The following is a 16,983-nucleotide window of genomic DNA, read 5'->3' as shown; positions in this document are numbered from 1 at the left end:
AACAGTAATAATAATAACGAAATATTATGGGGTTTTTAAAACATTTGTTAGGAGGAAAAGGCAGAGGAGGCCATCATTCAAGGAGACATAACCGCAAACACGATTATGAAAACAGAGATGATTATTCAGATTCAAGGGTTAAGATAAGATGCCCAAAATGTGATGAGAAAAATGAAGTAAGTGCGGCTTTTTGTCAAAAATGCGGTTCAGCATTGGGTAAGGGAAAATGTGACAATTGCGGGCAGGATATCCCTATGGATGCCAAATTTTGCCCTAATTGTGGCATCAAGGTTTAAATAGAAGAGATTGCAGCCTCTATGGGTTTATGTCAAAAATTGATTAATAGTAGGCAGCTTTTATGATGCTTTTTTAAAGCAAAATGATTAATAGCATTAAAAGCAAAAGTAGAAGCTGCTTTATTTTAATTGTTCAAATAAAGATAGATATTATGAATGTTAAACATTTAATTTTAATAATCATATTGGTTAGTTATTATCAGGCAAACGCCCAAAAAAATTATACAACGGAAGAAGGTCATATAATGATGATGACTTTGGTTGATGATAAACCTTTCAAAGCAGAAAGCCATAAATTGGCCCTCTATCTTGATTATAATACCAAAGTGGTAAATGGTGTACTCGACCTAAAATCGCTATCGACCGATAATGTCGAAATCAATACAATGTTAACCGAGGAAGAAGAACCATTAATTTTACGTTTTACAGGAACAATCCCGTCCGAGGATTTTTTATCAAAACGCCACGACCCCATCAATTTTAATTGGCCGGTAAATGTTTCATATCAAGGAAAAAACTATAAATCACAATTTAAAGCAACCGTTACCCATATAGAACAAGGCATAAGTATGTCTTGTCTTATAAGTGCGAGAGGACAGGTTTTGGTAGTAGATACAGGTCTGGATTCCCTAATACAGGGTGTGGATAAAACTATAGAAGTACAATTTTCGCAATTGGTATTGAAATTGGAATAACTTTTTTAAATATTAAAAATGGACATTCAAACAGAACTACTGCTATTACCACGTTTGGGGTTGGCAGTTTTATTGGGGGTTTTAATTGGCATTGATAGGGAAGCTGACGGCCACGACGCTGGTATCCGAACCTATGCAGCTGTATGTCTTGGAGCCGCACTTTTAACAATCATCAATACACATATTGATGTGGCAGACCAAACTCGGATTGTTGCAAATATTGTTTCTGGTATTGGTTTTTTGGGAGCAGGAATTATTTTTAAGGACAATTCAACCAACTCTATAGTGGGTTTGACCACGGCCGCTACAGTGTGGGCAACAGCAGGAGTAGGTATTGCTTTAGGGTTTGGGATGTACTTGTTGAGTATCACAAGCACATTACTTATCATATTGCTGCTGGTCGCCCGAAAATTACCCTATTTCAAAAAAGTAAATAAAAATAAAAGCTAATTATAAGAAAAGGTATTTAAGCTAAAATATTGATTTGTAAAGATTATAGAAATGATATCAATTTATAAAGAACAAAGTACGGTATATATCGTGGCGCAGCATAAGCTTGACGCAAAAGACTATGAAACCCTAAACCTTGAATTGACAGACCATATAAAAACCCATCCACAGGTGTATTGGTACATCGAGATGGAAAATTTTGAAGGCTGGACCGCAAGTGCATATTGGAAGGGAATTGAATTAAATCTTCCAAGTCAAGAACATTTAAAACGGGTCGCATTAGTAGGAAGTGTTAAATGGCAAGAGCAGTTCATAGAAGTGTTGTTGCCTTTTTCCAAGGCTCATATCAAATTTTTTAAGCCCGCAGAAAAAGACAATGCCAAAGAATGGATAGAAAAAAATAGTAAAAAATGAAAAAACTACAACTAAAAATCCCGGTCATACTTCCGCAAGTTCCAAACGAAAAAGATACTTGTGTTGAAAGACTTATTCAAAAACTACAAGCTAAAGAGGGCATCGAAAAAGTGCACATTGCCGATGCAAACGGAGCTGATGTGCCAAAGCTCTGTTTTCATTATGACCCAGATATCATTTCCATTGACCGCATTCAATCCCTCGCCGAAAGTACTGGTGCCGAGATTACCGAAAAATACGGGCATTTGCTCATTGAAGTTAAAGGAATCAGACACACAAGACAGGCTCGTTCCATAGAGAGAAGCCTTTTGGCAATCAATGGAGTTTTGGAAGCTTCCGTTTCAGGCTCTGGAATGGTACGACTTGAGTTTGATAAAAAGCAAACAAATTTTGATGAAATAAGCAAACAAATTGAAAAGGAAGACCTTCAGGTTCAACGCAGTGCTTCAAACGAAAATGATTACACCGAAGCATCCAGAAAAAAACAAGAGCGTTCAAAGAAGGAAGAGACTAAAGAGCAAACTTCCACCGAGGGACACGAGCACAAAGAAGGCGAGACCCACGAGGAAGGAGAAGAGCACGCCCACGGTGGTATTTTCGGTAAAAATACGGAGCTTATTTTTTCCATTATCTGTGGGGCACTTCTCGGAATAGGTTTCGGCCTTTCCTATGTGGAATCCATCCCAGATTGGGTCAGTCTTACTTTATACATTGGTGCTTACTTTTTCGGTGGTTTCTTTACGGCCAAGGAAGCAGTACAGACCGTTGCCAAAGGCGGTTTTGAAATTGACTTCTTAATGCTGGTTGCCGCCATTGGTGCAGCCATTCTGGGAGAATGGGCAGAAGGTGCATTGTTATTGTTCCTGTTTAGTTTGGGGCACGCCCTTGAACATTATGCAATGGAAAAGGCCCGAAAGTCCATTGCGGCACTGGCAGATTTAGCACCAAAAACGGCATTGCTCAAAAAAGATGGTAAGACAGAAGAAGTCGGGATTGAAAAATTAAGTATAGGCGATATCATTGTGGTCAAACCCAACAGTAAAATATCTGCCGATGGTGTTGTGGTCAATGGAAAAAGCAGTGTCAACCAAGCACCTATCACAGGGGAAAGTGTACCTGTGGACAAAATTCCTGTGGAAGATACGGGCAAGGACTATTCGGCAGACGATGATATCAAGGACGAAAACCGCGTTTTTGCCGGAACTATCAACGGTAATAATACTTTGGAAATAAAGGTAATCAAAGAAGCCAAAGACTCTACGCTGTCCCGACTGGTCAAATTGGTCAACGAGGCACAGACCCAAAAATCCCCTACCCAACTGTTGACCGACAAGTTTGAAAAATATTTTGTACCATCCGTACTGATATTGGTTAGTATCCTACTCTTTGCCTTTTTGGTCATTGATGAACCGTTTAGTGCCAGTTTTTACCGTGCAATGGCAGTATTGGTAGCCGCCAGCCCCTGTGCACTGGCCATTTCAACACCAAGTGCGGTATTAAGCGGTGTGGCACGGGCAGCACGGGGCGGTGTACTTATCAAAGGTGGGCGACCGCTTGAGGATTTAGGGGTCATTACCGCTTTGGCTTTTGATAAAACGGGCACGCTTACCGAAGGCAAGCCCAAACTTACCGAAGTAGTACCATTGGGGAATATTGAAGAAAATGAACTGTTAAAGATAGTCGTTGCCGTTGAAAACTTGAGCGACCACCCTTTGGCCAAAGCCGTCGTAAGGGATGGGAAAGAGCGTCTGAAAGGTACTGATATTACCGATGCGTCAGATTTGGAAGCGATTCTCGGAAAAGGTATCAAAGCGTCCTTGGGCAAGGATAAAATCTATATTGGAAACCTGGACTTGTACGAAGACCTCGATGAAGCAAAACCATCCGAAGAAATATCGAATAAAGTAAAAGAACTTGAAGGGGGCGGAAACACGACGATGCTTATAAGAAGGAACAAAGAATATATCGGTATCATCGCCCTGATGGACACCCCACGGGAAGCGGCCAAGGAAACGCTGAAAAAATTAAAGGAAATCGGTATCAAGCGGATGATAATGCTAACCGGGGATAATCAAAAGGTTGCCGACGCCGTTGCTAAAGAAATTGGATTGACCGATGCTTGGGGAAGCCTGTTGCCAGAGGAAAAGGTAGATGCCATTAAAAAATTAAAAGAACAGGAATCCAAAGTCGCAATGGTTGGCGACGGTGTGAACGATGCCCCTGCAATGGCAGACAGCACCGTAGGAATCGCAATGGGTGCAGCGGGCAGTGATGTGGCATTGGAAACAGCTGACATTGCCCTAATGGCCGATAAACTGGAAACCCTGCCCTTTGCCATAGGTTTGAGCAGGAAGGCAAAGACCATTATCAAGCAAAACCTTTGGGTCAGCCTCGGTATTGTGGCATTACTTATCCCATCGACCATTATGGGTTGGGCCAATATCGGTATTGCAGTGGTCATCCACGAAGGCTCAACGTTACTGGTGGTTTTTAATGCCTTAAGACTTTTGGCTTATAAAAAATAAATTTAATAAAAAGGGTTGCTTTTGAATTAAGGTTAAAATGACCAAAACGGAAAAAATATTATCATATCACGGTATTCGCCCTACTCAAATGAGGTCGAAGATATACAAGTTCCTGAAAAGGAAACAAAGTGCCGTGTCCTTTTCCGATTTAAAAAAAGCCTTTGTTCAAAAGAGCGAAACCAATAAAACAGCCAACAGAACGACCTTTTATCGAAACCTCAAGATTTTTGAGGTGAAAGGGCTGATTCATCAGATTAATGATGGGGTCGGGGTGGCAAAATATGCGATTTCTGATGAAAATGCCAAAGGTAAATACGGTACAGATTTACATATGCACTTTCATTGTACCGTTTGTACGAAAACCATCTGTTTACCAAATAAAATATCGGAAGAGAGCTTGCCAGATGATTATGAAGTGAGCGATGTGAACTTGGTATTGAAAGGAATATGTGAAAAATGCAGAAAAAAATAACAGGTGGGAGTTCTCGAACCTTGAACCTTTGCGCCCAATGGCCCAGTTCAGGTTTCTTCCACCCTCTTTAACTAACAAATATGGCAGAACTAAAAAAATCATTATCGGAAGGCATCATAAAGGAAGAAGAATGGTTTTATGATTTAGAAGGATAATAATTAATTAAAAATTATATGAAATTTTACAGATAATCGAGTTAAAAGAAAAAAATATTGTTGCAACAAAAGCTTCGGGCAAATTGAGAAAAGAAGATATAGAAAAAATCCATCCACTTATCCACGCCATACTGGACAAAGGAATGAAAGTCCGTTGGTATTTTGAGATGGTCAACTTTACAGGTTGGGATTTACCTGGTTTATGGGAAGACCTAAAAATGGACACAGCCCACGCCACGGACTATGAAAAAATAGCAATGGTAGGAGATAAAAAATGGCAGAATTGGATAACCCAATTTATGAAGCCTTTTACCAATGCCGATATTAAGTATTTCAATATAGACCAAAAGGAAGATGCCAAAAATTGGATTGAGAGCCAGTAAGCTTACTTCCGTAAAAGACAGACGATGAATAAAAAAAGCATTCTTATTACCATTTTAATTGGGTTTGCCATAGGTGTTTTTATCCTTCAACCTTTTGGGATAACAATTTTCACGTTTAGCAGCCAGAATTACGAAATCAATTGATGGCAATATTTAATAAATAATTTCATTGAAATTTTAAATATCAATGGGAATCAAATTTTTGAGAACACTCTGTTTGGCTTATTAGGTGCAAGTGTTGCGCTAATTTATTATTTCGGTAAACGAGAAAAGGATATAGATAACAAGTAGCGGTAAATCGTTATAGGAATGAGCGAAATTTTTTATTTAAATAAGTTAAGTGAAAACTTAATTAATAGCAGGCAGCTTTTATGATGCTTTTTAAAGCAAAATGATTAATAGTATTAAAAGCAAAAGTAGAAGCTGCTTTTTTAAATTATACAAGTAAAGATGCGCATTATGAATATTAAACATTGTTTTTTAATAATCTTGTTGGTTAGTTATTATAAGGTAAATGCCCAAAAAGTTTATACAACTGAAGAAGGTCATATTATGATGATGACTTTGGTTGATGATAAACCCATCAAGGCAGAAAGCCATAAATTGGCACTATATCTTGATTATGATTCCAAAGTGGTCAATGGTGTACTCGACCTTAAGACTTTATCAACATATAGTCCTAAAATCAATGCCCTTTTAGAACAGCGGGAAGACCCTTTAATACTTCGGTTTACTGGCACTATTCCATCACAGGATTTTTTATCAAAACGGCACGACCCTATCAACTTTAATTGGCTGATAGATGTTACTTATCAAGGGAAATCCTTTAAATCACAATTTAAAGCAACCATTACCCATATAGAACAAGGAGTAAGTATGTCCTGCCTGATAAGTGCAACCGGACAATTATTGGTTTCAAATACTGGTTTGGATTCCTTAATAGAGGGTATCGATGATACCATAGAGGTGCAGTTTGCCCAATTGGTGTTGAGATTGGAATGACTGTGAATTTAAATAAAATTATAATTGATATAAATGAAAAAAAAGAAACTGAATTTAAGAGATTTAAATAAAACTTCATCCGATAATCACAAGCGCAATGATGGCCACAACCATAGCAGTCCGGAAAGTATAGGGAAATTTAAAATTTATGTACCAGCAATTTTCAGCTTTGTAATGCTGATTATTGGTATTGCGATGGATTATTTTGACGTAGCTTTTTTTAAAGATTGGATACGTATTGTCTGGTATGCAGTCGCATATCTTCCAGTAGGTTTTCCTGTGATAAAGGAAGGTTGGAACAGCATCAAAAATGGCGATTTCTTTACCGAGTTTTTATTGATGTCCATCGCAACCATAGGTGCATTCGCCATTGGCGAATATCCCGAAGGTGTGGCAGTAATGTTGTTTTATGCGGTAGGCGAATTGTTCCAAAGTGCCGCCGTTAAAAGAGCCAAGAGAAGCATCAAGGCATTACTAGATGTAAGACCTAATGAAGCCTTGGTCTATAGGAACAACAATTATGTTTCTGTAAATCCCGAAATCGTTGCTATTGGCGAAAAAGTGCAAGTCCGTGTGGGCGAAAAAATTCCTTTGGATGGTATTTTATTGTCCGAAAAAGGCTCGTTCAATACCGCAGCATTAACGGGCGAAAGCAAACCTGACACCATTGCAAAAGGAGAAAAAGTATTTGCAGGAAGCATCAACCTTGATGGCGTTATTGAAATCGAAACCACCAAGGAATTTAAAGACAGTTCCATTGCCCGAATCCTTGATATGGTCCAGAATGCCACGGCTCGTAAATCAAAAACCGAATTGTTCATTAGAAAATTTGCAAGAATCTATACACCTATTGTGGTATTCTTGGCGATTGGATTAACATTTTTGCCCTACTTTTTTGTGGATGATTATGTGTTTAACGATTGGTTATATAGAGCATTGATATTCTTGGTAATTTCCTGTCCGTGTGCCTTGGTTATCTCTATTCCGTTGGGTTATTTTGGTGGATTGGGAGCAGCTTCAAAAAATGGAATTCTCTTTAAGGGAGCATCTTTTTTAGATGAAATGACAAGGATAACCACAGTGGTAATGGACAAAACCGGAACCGTGACCAAAGGTGTTTTCAAAATCAAGGAAATAAAAACCATTGATTGGGATGAACCCGAATTTATGAAATACCTAATGGCAATGGAAGAACAATCCACCCATCCCATTGCCAAGGCCATAATGGAATATAAAGCCGATGGCGAAGATTTTCAGGCAAAAGAAGTAACCGAAGTCGCGGGTAAAGGATTAAAAGGCAAAGTAAATGGCAAAACGGTCTTGGTAGGCAACAAAGCATTGATGACTTCAAATAATATCGAAGTTCCATCTGAAACCGACAACATTGTAGAATCCATCGTAATGGTTTCCATTGATGGTAAATTCGCTGGCTATGTCATCATTGCAGACGAATTGAAAGAAGATGCCCACGAAGCCATCAAACAAATTAGAGAATCTGGAATTTCCAAAATCATAATGCTTTCCGGCGATAAGGATTCCATAACCCAACAAGTGGCAAAAGAAATGGGTATTGATACTGCAAAAGGCGGTTTGTTACCAGAAGATAAGCTCAACGAAGTTGAGCATTTGAAAAAACAATTTAATACTAAAGTAGCCTTTATAGGCGATGGCATCAACGATGCACCGGTTTTGGCAGCGAGCGATGTTGGCATTGCAATGGGTGGTTTGGGCAGCGATGTGGCGATAGAGACCGCAGATGTAATCATCCAAACAGACCAACCAAGTAAAATAGCTAGAGCCATAAAAATAGGACGTTCTACAAGACGCATCGTTTGGCAGAATATTGGGTTGGCCTTTGGTGTAAAAGCAGTGGTTTTGGTTTTGGGCGCAGGTGGTCTGGCAACGATGTGGGAAGCAGTTTTTGCCGATGTAGGCGTGGCCTTGTTAGCCATTCTGAATGCGGTTCGATTACAGAAGATGAATTGGAAATAGTATAAAAGAATGTCTCAAAAAAGAAGAAATAGAAGAAACAAAAAAAATCGGAAATCATCGAATACCGACATCACAAAAAGAGATAAGGTCAAAGGTATTCTTATGATAATCCTTATGGTAATAGCCGCATTTCTGCTTTATTTTTTTGTGCTAAAAGGAAATATTCATAAGCATTAATGAATTAAGATAATAAAATATTCCAAGTGGTTTGTGTGGCTACAAAAATTGAAGTGGAAATGATTGATATATAGTAAAAATGATATTCTATGTCGGAAAATAGACGGAATAGACGAAATAAAAAAAGCAATAAAGTACCCTCTGTAAAAAATAGTATTACCAAAAAAGATAAAATAATTTGGATTAGTATTCTAATCGTTGTTATTGTGTTAATCTTCTTTGTACTGTTCTTGCAATTCCTAAAGTACTTTATATCTATTTAATTAATTACAATTTTAAATGCAACGTTATTGCAGAAGATTAAGTGAAAATAATGATACCCAGAATGAATGACGACAAATTACGACGATATATTAAAAAAATTAGACAATAAATTAGATATTCTTGAAATAGAAGAACAAGATATTTTACTCAAAGCTGAAAAAGGGATTAAACTTGCAAAACAGACCCTTAAATCAGTTAGAAGTATCGTAGTTGATTATGAATTTGAAACCAAATTATAGGAAATTCATTTCTTTAAATGTACTAAACCAAAAATTTATAGCAAACTTATTTATTACGTAAAATTATTTAACATTGAAAGTAAAAGACCCAGGGGAAGCAATAAATCGCAAGTAAAGTATTTGAACAATTATATTGAGAAACTTCAAACCTACTTTAACGACAATCTTGATTTTTACCATTATTACCGCAGGGAAGCTACTGTATTTGATGAGCAATATTTTTTAAGAGGCAAGGCAGATATTCGGTTGTTCCCAGACTCATTTCACTTTTTTGTTGATGAAGAATTTGCAACAAGCCACGATAGTACCGTGGCCTCAATTTTAGCCTACGACCTTTTGATTGTACACTTAAAACGGGAAATTGATAAATTGGAGAATAATGGAAATTATGCAAGTTTAAGATTGTTACAAAGTAAAACCAAAATTACCTGGACAGCCCACAAAATATATTTAATTGAACTGATATACGCTTTGCACAGTACAGATGTCATTAATAATGGTACTGTTGACATTAAAGATATTGCCTATTTTGTTGAAAAAACATTTAAAGTGGACTTGGGCGATTATTACAGAGCTTTTTTGGAAATACGGATGCGTAAAAATGGCAGAACCAAATTTTTGGATATTCTGAAAAAGCAGTTGACCAAACGGATGGATGATACTGATAACGTAAAATAAAACACCCAAGATGCTTCAACTTGGGTGTTTCTTGTTTTATGGAAAATCTCATTTTATTTGGTGGTTTTTAGATAGGGTATTTTTTCTGAAGAAGTACCAAAACCCTCTATTGTATTACATTGAAAATGAGAGAAGAAAAACACCCAAGTAGGCCTAACTTGTGAATAAAATCCAGCAAACTACCCCAATTTTGTAGAACGAAAGTCAAATCAGGTCAGGGGCTATCAAATTACTTGACAGCGATGCGATAGTCTCTTACTATTAAAACCGTTCTATTATGCCGACATCAATAATTACTACAGACGACCTTCGGGAATTCAAAATGGAATTGCTCGATGACATCAAAAACCTTCTTTCCAAGCAAGCTACTGGAAAACTGAAGAAATATCTTAAATCTTCCGAGGTTATGGATTTACTACAAGTAAGTCCAGGAACACTTCAAAATCTGCGTATCAATGGTACGTTGCCCTACACAAAAGTTGGCGGAATCATTTACTATGATGCAGAGGAAATCCAAAATGTGATGAACGCCAACCGCGTTCAACACAGCATAAATTCTTAAGCGATGAACTATATAAAGCTACTCAATGCGGCTTTTTCAACGTTCTATTTTGATGACCGCCTCAATCCCACGCACATAACCCTGTATATGGCATTATTTCAAGAATGGAATAGTAGCCGATTTGCGGACGAATTTTATGTGAACCGCAGAGATTTAATGAGGGCTGCCAAAATTGGTTCTAAATCAACCTATCACAGATGCGTTACGGATTTGGACTCTTGGAATTATCTATCATACTTCCCTTCCAACAATCCTTACAAAGGCAGTAAAATCAAGATGGCCATAATTGGGACAAGTGATGAGCCTGATGTGGGACGGTACAGTCCCATATTAGAACAACTTGCGGGACACTACCATCCCAGAAATGAACCAGTAGTGTACCAACACCATACCACAAATGGACAAGTAATGGACTCGCACCGTCCCGTGAGTGGACAAGCATTGGTATCTACTATAAACAATACCAAACAAGTAAACAATATAAAACAACCAAAGGGCAGGCAGGCCGTTTTTATTTTTTTTGAAGAAAAAGGTTTTGATGCTGATGAAGGAAAAAAATTCTTCGACCACTACGAATCGAACGATTGGAAAACAAGCGACGGAAAACCGATACGAGATTGGCAAGCTTTGGCTAAAAACTGGATGGACAGAACTGAATTATTCAATGAGGAAAACAAACCAAACACAAAGCAACCGTCCCATATTAAGGACAACTTGCGTACCACTAAAAACAAAGATTATGGACAACCCCTCTAAAATTACCGAAGGTGGCGTGGAATATTCGCTTGGAAAGTTTGATGGTAAAAGCGTGTTATACGATTTTGATAAAATCCTGATTTATTTGGATGCAAAGGGAAAGTTGCTCTTTGGCAAACAATTTAGAATCTATGATGAGGACACGGTTATCATCCGCAAACTATGTCACTATTTCATCAAGGACAAAGAAAATTGCCTGAAAGATGATATCGACACTAACAAGGGTATTCTTCTATCCGGGCCTGTGGGATGTGGAAAGACCACTTTGATGAAACTATTGCGATATATCGTGCCAATGCAACGACCTTATGAAATGATTCCGTGCAGGAATGTTGCTTTTAGCTTTAACCATCTAGGCTTTAAAACCATTGAGGATTATGGCAGCACCAAATTCTACTGCTTTGATGATTTAGGCATTGAACCTGCAGGACGATTCTATGGTAAAGATTTGAATGTGATGGGCGAAGTATTACTTTCCCGATACGAACTTTACCTTGAGACCAAACACAAAGTCAAAACCCACGCTACTACAAACCTAAATGCTGAAGAACTGGAAGAACGGTATGGAAACCGTGTTCGTAGTAGAATGCGCGAACTGTTTAATTTGATTGCTTTTGATACAAAAGCTGGGGATAAGCGGAAGTAAATTTTAGAATACTATTTTTCAAATTGGCGCTTGTTTAATGGATGGTCATTTAAAACCTATTTACTTAACAACAACTGTTGTTTTCTTGAATTGGTGGACAAGAAACTGTCCCATAACTGCAATAAACACAGCAATCCCCTTCATTTGGTTTTAGAACCGTTTTACAATTCTCACATTCGTAGAAAAACTGACAAGCTTTTGTTGGCATATCCTCTACTTTTTTATGTCCGCAGTTTGGGCAGGTAATTTCTGATTTTAATTGGACTTCCATTAGTTTTCTTCTTTGTAGGTTACTTTATAGCCTGTAGAATTAATTGCTTTTTCTATATCCTCTTTAGTAGTTTTCGAATTATCGAATTCTACTTTTGCGTTAGCTTTTTCATAGGAAGCATTTACATTTACAATACCCTCTAATTCATTAACAGCGTGCGTAATGTGTTGTTCGCAAGAAGCACAAGTCATCCCTTTTACATCAAAATTTACCGTTTGAATATTGGATTGATTCACTATAACCACTTCTTTTTTATTAACTGGATAAAAAATATGAGAGTAGTATGGAAAGCTTATTGAGATAGCCGCAAATAATGTAATTCCTATTAAAAACCCTTTAGTTTGAAACCACTTTGGCTTTGCATCTATTTCACAGCAATCATCTGCTTTTTTAGGTTTTAGATAATCATACCACGCATAACCAATTGCTATGATAGCGACACCAATTAAATAGGGTCTAAAAGGTTCCATCCAAGATAAAGCGGATGCACTCCCTCCAATTCCAGCAATTAATGCAATAACTGGTGGTATGCAACAAGATGACGCTGCTATTGCAGCAAACAAACCTGTATATGCTACATTTTTTGATGTTTTTTCTGTACTCATAATTAAAAATTTATGCTGTTTTTCTTTCTAATTTGATTGACTTAAATATACTATTCAGAATATCCGTCTCATCCTCATTCAATGAATAGTATAAGGTTTGCCCTTCTCTCCTTGAGCTTATAATACCTGCATCTTTCATTTTTCGTATATGCTGAGAAACGGCAGGAACACTCATACCTAAAATATCAGCTAAATCACAAGGGCATAATTCTTTTTCCATATTTAAAAGAAATAGAACTTTTAAGCGCACTTCATTACCTGAAATAGATAGTAGTTTCGATATTTTGTCGAAACCATTAGCCATACCATCAATGGTAGTTCTACAGTTTAGTAATTGCTTATGGTCAGCCTCAGCTCTTGTACAGGATATTTCTAATTTCATATTAATGCTTTAGACGAGCAAAGGTAAAAGTAATTACTTATTTAAGCAAATACTTAAATATTAAATTATATTCTGCTCTAACTTTTAGTTGGTTGTCTTAAATAAGATAGCGGGTGTTATGCGGAAATAATCTAATTTCTGAAAGACTTATATAAGAAAATCACTTCAGAAATAAATTGGATTACAATCGCTTTTAAACTCTTTGTTAATTCTAAAAATAGGTCTTTCATAATAGTATTAGTTTTGTATAGATAACAAAATGGCTGTGGCAATCAATTGGATATTGTTAGAATTTGAAATATAGTTGCCTTCATCTTTATTACTCAAAAACCCTAATTCTATAAGTACAGAAGTGCAAACATCAACCGTTTCTCGAAGTACCTGAAAATTTGCAAACTTGACACCTCTACTTTCATATCCCAATTCTTTATTAAGTGCGGCTTGCACTTGAAAAGCAAACCAAGTAGAATCATCTGAATATTTGGATTCTGCATTTGTCACGTAAACTTCAACACCCCTAGCATTCGGATTATCCGAATGATTGCAATGCAACGACAAAAATAAATCAGCTTTTAGAGCTTTGGCAAGTTTGGTTCTATCTGATAGTGAAATAAGTGTATCGCTGTACCTGGTCAAATAAATATCCAAAGGCTTATCCAACTTGTTATTTAGCTTCAAAATCGCACTTGCAATATTGAGTACAACATCTTTTTCTAGGATGCCATTTACACCTATCGCACCAGAATCTTTTCCACCGTGTCCAACGTCAATTAGTATTCTTTTTTGAATGGCTGTTTCCTGTCCAAAAATGATACACATTTTCAAGAGCAAAATCATAAAACTGACGTTTTTGAGCACTTTTTTCATTTTCAATTTTAGGGTTATTAACAATTCAACTTCCAAAAGTCATAGAATTTGATATCAAATAATAACAAAGGAATTCAAACAAAATCAAATAATATTTTGTTCACAAATATTTGATTATCAGGTATTTGTAAATAAATATATGTAAATTTCCAATAACGAAAACAACACAAAAATTTAAACTGTTACGTTATGAAAAAATCAATCTATTTGGCAACTTTTTTGTCGTTGCTCTCAACATCACTTTTTGCACAAATTGGGGGAATCGAAGATTCGGTCGATGATGTTTCCAACACCATCCGAACCATTTTTCCAATCATATTAGGGGTCATTTTCCTCATCGGTTTCCTGTTTAATGCAGGGCATTTCTTTGGGGAAAATGCTGACCTAAAAAAGGGTATTACCAGAGTACTTGTATTTGTTTTGATAGCTGGCGCAGTAGTCGGCATCTTCACTTACCTAATTGGAATCGTTGTATAATGAAGCGGTTCGAGGTCTATAAAAACATTAGGAAACGGGCAGTCATTTTTGGCTTCCCCATTTCCCTGTTTGCCTTAATGATAGTTTCCATATTGGCCTCATTGCTCATAGTAATTTTCTCTTTCAGCTTCGTGATGATTATAGGTATTCTCGTTTTTAACGCTGCGCTCTATGTGGCTTTGACAAGAATTAGCCACAACCCACAGATTTTTCAAACAGCCAACGCTTTTCCAAAAATTATAAGTAACAAAAGAAATTCAGGTTTTAACTATGAATAAGATTAACCTTTCGGCATATCAGCCCATCGTAGATATTCAGGACAATATCGTCTTTGCCAATAATGGCAATGTGGTCTTGTGCTATACAGGGAATCTACCTGAAATTTATTCGCTTTCCGAAAAGGACTTTGAAGATATGCACGGTGCTTGGTTTCAGGCTTTGAAATCGCTGCCTGTGGGAACTGTGGTTCATAAACAGGATATATACCTGAAGAAATCCTATTCTTCTGAACAGCTTCCGAATAAAACATTTTTAGAAAAAGCAACGCACGAGCATTTTAAAGGTCGTGGACATATTGAGCACAAGTGCTATTTGTTTTTCATCTTGACCAAAAACAAAGCGCTCAACAATTCAAAATATGTCAATCCCTTTAGAAAAATTTCAAAGGGAATTGTACAGGAACTGGACGATAACATTAAGAGTTTTGTAAACTCTGTAAGCGATTCTGTTTCCTTTATCAATAATAGCCGAAAGATGGCATTCCTTCCGCTTAAAGCGGAAGGGATTCAGAAACTCACAAATGGCTATTTCAATGGCTTCAACGAAGGCTTCGATACCGACATTCTATTAGATAAGAAAAGCGTCAATATTGGCGAAAACCATTTTGATGCCCTTGCCATCAATAGCGAACTGTGCTTTGGCGAAAGTGTACAGAGTAGCAAAACCAATGAGAAATTCACATCTGACGATTTTGTGTTTCATCAAGGGTTTATTGATGGCTTAGGGCTTACGCTTAACGAAAACCACATTGTCAATCAGATTTTATATCTCGACGACAAACAAAAGTGGCGCAAGCTGCTCGACAAGAAAGTCGAGGAACTTAACAAGAGTTCCAATTTCGGTTCACAGAACAAAGTGGTTTTGGGGAAAATCCAACATATTCTTGACCAAATCAATGCCGATGACAATGCACGGATTATTCGTGGTCATCTCAATATTGTGTATTGGTCTAAAGAAGCCAAAGACCTAGACAAAATAACTTCAAAAATTAAAACTGAATTTAAGGAACTGGATATTATTCCATACTATCCGAGAGGCGAAGAGCGCAAGAATTATATATTAAACAGTTACTGCTGTTTTTCGTCCAATTTCTCGAACAACGATTTATATGTTACCGATTTAAAACACGCATTATGCCTATTCATCAATAATACCAATTACAAATCTGATACTACCGGAATCATCTTCAATGATAGAGAGCATAATATTCCTGTTCTAAAAGATGTTTGGGACGAGCGAAAAAAACGTATCAAGGCTCGGAATTTTGCCATTTTCGCACCAACGGGCGAGGGTAAATCCTTTTTAGCCAATAATATTTTACGCCAATACTTTGAAAGTGGTGTTCGTCTGGTCATTATCGACTTGGGTGGCTCGTACACTAAATTTGCCAAACTATATCCTGAAAAATATACGGTACTTCGGTACGAAAGTGGAAAAAATCTTGGCATCAATCCTTTTTATATAAGTGATACAAATGATCTGACACCTGAACGATTGGAAGATTTGTCTGTTTTCCTTTTTGAGCTGTTCGCTTCAGATTTAAAGGTTACTAAAGCACAGTCGGTTTCAGTCAAAAAAATATTGCGTCATTATTACAATAGCATTTCAGAAAATCATTCGCTCGAAGGATTTTACAATTTTATAGAAAGGAATCAAGAGGATCTTCTTGACACCCTAAAAATCCATCCCGACTACTTCAACGTTACCAGCTTTTTGCACGTAATGTCCGAATATGTCGGCGATGGTCTATATAGTTTTCTGTTTGAAGTGAGTGAAGACCAAACCTATAAAATAGAGGACAAACGTTTGATTGTTTTTGAACTCGATGAAGTCAAAGACAATAAGGAAATCCTGTCCGTAATGTTGAAGCTGATTAAGTCAGCCATCCAAAGAACCATTTGGAAAAATAGGGCTGAAAAAGGTATCATCCTATTTGACGAGTTTGCCAAGCAACTGAAGTTCGAGAACGTTCTTGAAAGCGTAGAATTCTATTATCAAGCCATCCGTAAACAGAACGGTGCTATTGGTATCATTCTTCAATCCATCAATCAACTTCCCAACAATTCAACATCTGCAAGCATCCTTGAAAATACACAGGTCATTTACAGCCTTAACAACGAAAAAGGCTATGCCGAATTGGTCAAACGCCTTAATCTTTCAAGCCACGATTTAAACCAATTAAAGTCCATCAAAAACAACCTTTCCGGGCCACGGAAGTACACCGAAATGTTCATTAAAATCGGTAGGGAAAGTAACATCTTCCGTCTTGAAGTTCCGAAGGAAGTCTATGCGGCTTACTTAACCGACGGACAGGAAAACGAAGAAATAATAAAGCTCTACAACGAGCATCACGATATGGAAAAAGCAATAATTCAATTCACATCTAAAACATAACA

General features: G+C 37.1%; 20 protein-coding genes. 16 read left to right on the top strand and 4 right to left on the bottom strand.

Features of this window, described 5'->3' with window-relative positions; all coding sequences use genetic code 11:
• Window positions 1-26: 26 nt before the first annotated feature.
• From BW936_RS04505 to BW936_RS04445, 14 genes are all read left to right on the top strand, one after another.
• Window positions 27-296: a zinc ribbon domain-containing protein gene (locus BW936_RS04505; protein WP_084181971.1), complete on the top strand. Its 270-nt coding sequence runs from the start codon at window positions 27-29 to the stop codon at window positions 294-296.
• A 152-nt stretch (window positions 297-448) separates the two neighbouring features.
• Window positions 449-991, top strand: a complete 543-nt coding sequence (locus BW936_RS04500; RefSeq protein ID WP_076547955.1) for a hypothetical protein — start codon at window positions 449-451, stop codon at window positions 989-991.
• Window positions 992-1,009: 18 nt separating this feature from the next.
• Window positions 1,010-1,441: an MgtC/SapB family protein gene (locus tag BW936_RS04495; protein WP_076547105.1), complete on the top strand. Its 432-nt coding sequence runs from the start codon at window positions 1,010-1,012 to the stop codon at window positions 1,439-1,441.
• 51 nt (window positions 1,442-1,492) lie between these two features.
• Window positions 1,493-1,855, top strand: a complete 363-nt coding sequence (locus tag BW936_RS04490; protein WP_076547104.1) for a SpoIIAA family protein — start codon at window positions 1,493-1,495, stop codon at window positions 1,853-1,855.
• The gene (locus BW936_RS04485; RefSeq protein WP_076547103.1) at window positions 1,852-4,380 is read left to right on the top strand and encodes a heavy metal translocating P-type ATPase; all 2,529 of its coding nucleotides are present in this window, start codon (window positions 1,852-1,854) and stop codon (window positions 4,378-4,380) included. The genes BW936_RS04490 and BW936_RS04485 overlap by 4 nt, the downstream gene beginning before the upstream one ends.
• Window positions 4,381-4,417: 37 nt before the next feature.
• Window positions 4,418-4,852: a Fur family transcriptional regulator gene (locus tag BW936_RS04480; RefSeq protein WP_076547102.1), complete on the top strand. Its 435-nt coding sequence runs from the start codon at window positions 4,418-4,420 to the stop codon at window positions 4,850-4,852.
• A gap of 178 nt (window positions 4,853-5,030) precedes the next feature.
• Complete coding sequence (locus tag BW936_RS04475; protein WP_027126742.1) at window positions 5,031-5,390, top strand: SpoIIAA family protein; 360 nt, start codon at window positions 5,031-5,033, stop codon at window positions 5,388-5,390.
• Between the two features lie 459 nt (window positions 5,391-5,849).
• On the top strand, window positions 5,850-6,392 hold the full coding sequence (locus tag BW936_RS04470; RefSeq protein WP_027126741.1) for a hypothetical protein: 543 nt from the start codon (window positions 5,850-5,852) through the stop codon (window positions 6,390-6,392).
• 33 nt (window positions 6,393-6,425) lie between these two features.
• Complete coding sequence (locus BW936_RS04465) at window positions 6,426-8,384, top strand: heavy metal translocating P-type ATPase (RefSeq protein ID WP_076547101.1); 1,959 nt, start codon at window positions 6,426-6,428, stop codon at window positions 8,382-8,384.
• 506 nt (window positions 8,385-8,890) lie between these two features.
• Window positions 8,891-9,064 carry a hypothetical protein gene (locus BW936_RS19590; protein ID WP_159438997.1) on the top strand — a complete coding sequence of 58 codons (174 nt, stop codon included), beginning with the start codon at window positions 8,891-8,893 and terminating at the stop codon, window positions 9,062-9,064.
• 3 nt (window positions 9,065-9,067) lie between these two features.
• Window positions 9,068-9,742 (top strand): RteC domain-containing protein, encoded by a 675-nt coding sequence (locus BW936_RS04460; RefSeq protein ID WP_084181970.1) that lies wholly within the window; start codon window positions 9,068-9,070, stop codon window positions 9,740-9,742.
• A gap of 277 nt (window positions 9,743-10,019) precedes the next feature.
• On the top strand, window positions 10,020-10,304 hold the full coding sequence (locus tag BW936_RS04455; protein WP_076547100.1) for a helix-turn-helix domain-containing protein: 285 nt from the start codon (window positions 10,020-10,022) through the stop codon (window positions 10,302-10,304).
• A gap of 3 nt (window positions 10,305-10,307) precedes the next feature.
• Window positions 10,308-11,060, top strand: coding sequence for a hypothetical protein (locus tag BW936_RS04450; RefSeq protein WP_076547099.1), 753 nt, complete (start codon window positions 10,308-10,310; stop codon window positions 11,058-11,060).
• Window positions 11,044-11,706: a DEAD/DEAH box helicase family protein gene (locus tag BW936_RS04445; protein ID WP_076547098.1), complete on the top strand. Its 663-nt coding sequence runs from the start codon at window positions 11,044-11,046 to the stop codon at window positions 11,704-11,706. Before BW936_RS04450 ends, BW936_RS04445 begins: the two co-directional genes overlap by 17 nt.
• A 64-nt stretch (window positions 11,707-11,770) precedes the next feature.
• Here BW936_RS04445 and BW936_RS19845 read toward each other — a convergent pair whose 3' ends face one another.
• The 4 genes from BW936_RS19845 to BW936_RS04425 form a co-directional block, all read right to left on the bottom strand.
• Complete coding sequence (locus BW936_RS19845) at window positions 11,771-11,977, bottom strand: GDCCVxC domain-containing (seleno)protein (protein WP_076547097.1); 207 nt, start codon at window positions 11,975-11,977, stop codon at window positions 11,771-11,773.
• Window positions 11,977-12,582: a mercuric transport protein MerTP gene (gene merTP, locus BW936_RS04435; protein WP_076547096.1), complete on the bottom strand. Its 606-nt coding sequence runs from the start codon at window positions 12,580-12,582 to the stop codon at window positions 11,977-11,979. Before merTP ends, BW936_RS19845 begins: the two co-directional genes overlap by 1 nt.
• A gap of 10 nt (window positions 12,583-12,592) precedes the next feature.
• Window positions 12,593-12,964, bottom strand: coding sequence for an ArsR/SmtB family transcription factor (locus BW936_RS04430; RefSeq protein WP_076547095.1), 372 nt, complete (start codon window positions 12,962-12,964; stop codon window positions 12,593-12,595).
• Window positions 12,965-13,201: 237 nt separating this feature from the next.
• The gene (locus tag BW936_RS04425; RefSeq protein ID WP_076547094.1) at window positions 13,202-13,831 is read right to left on the bottom strand and encodes an N-acetylmuramoyl-L-alanine amidase family protein; all 630 of its coding nucleotides are present in this window, start codon (window positions 13,829-13,831) and stop codon (window positions 13,202-13,204) included.
• A gap of 189 nt (window positions 13,832-14,020) precedes the next feature.
• On the opposite strand from BW936_RS04425, the gene BW936_RS04420 reads away from it, so the two are divergent.
• Together BW936_RS04420 and BW936_RS04410 are read left to right on the top strand one after the other, a co-directional pair.
• Window positions 14,021-14,308 (top strand): hypothetical protein, encoded by a 288-nt coding sequence (locus BW936_RS04420; RefSeq protein WP_031428457.1) that lies wholly within the window; start codon window positions 14,021-14,023, stop codon window positions 14,306-14,308.
• A gap of 270 nt (window positions 14,309-14,578) precedes the next feature.
• A complete protein-coding gene (locus BW936_RS04410) occupies window positions 14,579-16,981 on the top strand; it encodes a TraG family conjugative transposon ATPase (RefSeq protein WP_076547092.1) in 2,403 nt (800 codons plus the stop codon).
• The last annotated feature ends 2 nt before the right edge of the window (window positions 16,982-16,983 follow it).

Origin of the sequence: Maribacter ulvicola (assembly GCF_900155985.1) — a bacterium.
GTDB lineage: Bacteria > Bacteroidota > Bacteroidia > Flavobacteriales > Flavobacteriaceae > Maribacter > Maribacter ulvicola.
This window is presented reverse-complemented; position numbering and strand designations above follow the sequence as displayed.

Excerpts from the sequence above, each read along its gene's own strand:
- BW936_RS04425 (WP_076547094.1), bottom strand. The coding sequence starts at position 13,831 with ATGAAAAAAGTGCTCAAAAACGTCAGTTTTATGATTTTGCTCTTGAAA.
- BW936_RS04480 (WP_076547102.1), top strand. The coding sequence starts at position 4,418 with ATGACCAAAACGGAAAAAATATTATCATATCACGGTATTCGCCCTACT.
- BW936_RS04455 (WP_076547100.1), top strand. The coding sequence starts at position 10,020 with ATGCCGACATCAATAATTACTACAGACGACCTTCGGGAATTCAAAATG.
- BW936_RS04430 (WP_076547095.1), bottom strand. The coding sequence starts at position 12,964 with ATGAAATTAGAAATATCCTGTACAAGAGCTGAGGCTGACCATAAGCAA.
- BW936_RS04485 (WP_076547103.1), top strand. The coding sequence starts at position 1,852 with ATGAAAAAACTACAACTAAAAATCCCGGTCATACTTCCGCAAGTTCCA.
- BW936_RS19590 (WP_159438997.1), top strand. The coding sequence starts at position 8,891 with ATGACGACAAATTACGACGATATATTAAAAAAATTAGACAATAAATTA.
- BW936_RS04410 (WP_076547092.1), top strand. The coding sequence starts at position 14,579 with ATGAATAAGATTAACCTTTCGGCATATCAGCCCATCGTAGATATTCAG.
- BW936_RS04505 (WP_084181971.1), top strand. The coding sequence starts at position 27 with ATGGGGTTTTTAAAACATTTGTTAGGAGGAAAAGGCAGAGGAGGCCAT.
- BW936_RS19845 (WP_076547097.1), bottom strand. The coding sequence starts at position 11,977 with ATGGAAGTCCAATTAAAATCAGAAATTACCTGCCCAAACTGCGGACAT.
- merTP (WP_076547096.1), bottom strand. The coding sequence starts at position 12,582 with ATGAGTACAGAAAAAACATCAAAAAATGTAGCATATACAGGTTTGTTT.
- BW936_RS04490 (WP_076547104.1), top strand. The coding sequence starts at position 1,493 with ATGATATCAATTTATAAAGAACAAAGTACGGTATATATCGTGGCGCAG.
- BW936_RS04465 (WP_076547101.1), top strand. The coding sequence starts at position 6,426 with ATGAAAAAAAAGAAACTGAATTTAAGAGATTTAAATAAAACTTCATCC.
- BW936_RS04495 (WP_076547105.1), top strand. The coding sequence starts at position 1,010 with ATGGACATTCAAACAGAACTACTGCTATTACCACGTTTGGGGTTGGCA.
- BW936_RS04420 (WP_031428457.1), top strand. The coding sequence starts at position 14,021 with ATGAAAAAATCAATCTATTTGGCAACTTTTTTGTCGTTGCTCTCAACA.
- BW936_RS04445 (WP_076547098.1), top strand. The coding sequence starts at position 11,044 with ATGGACAACCCCTCTAAAATTACCGAAGGTGGCGTGGAATATTCGCTT.
- BW936_RS04450 (WP_076547099.1), top strand. The coding sequence starts at position 10,308 with ATGAACTATATAAAGCTACTCAATGCGGCTTTTTCAACGTTCTATTTT.
- BW936_RS04470 (WP_027126741.1), top strand. The coding sequence starts at position 5,850 with ATGAATATTAAACATTGTTTTTTAATAATCTTGTTGGTTAGTTATTAT.
- BW936_RS04500 (WP_076547955.1), top strand. The coding sequence starts at position 449 with ATGAATGTTAAACATTTAATTTTAATAATCATATTGGTTAGTTATTAT.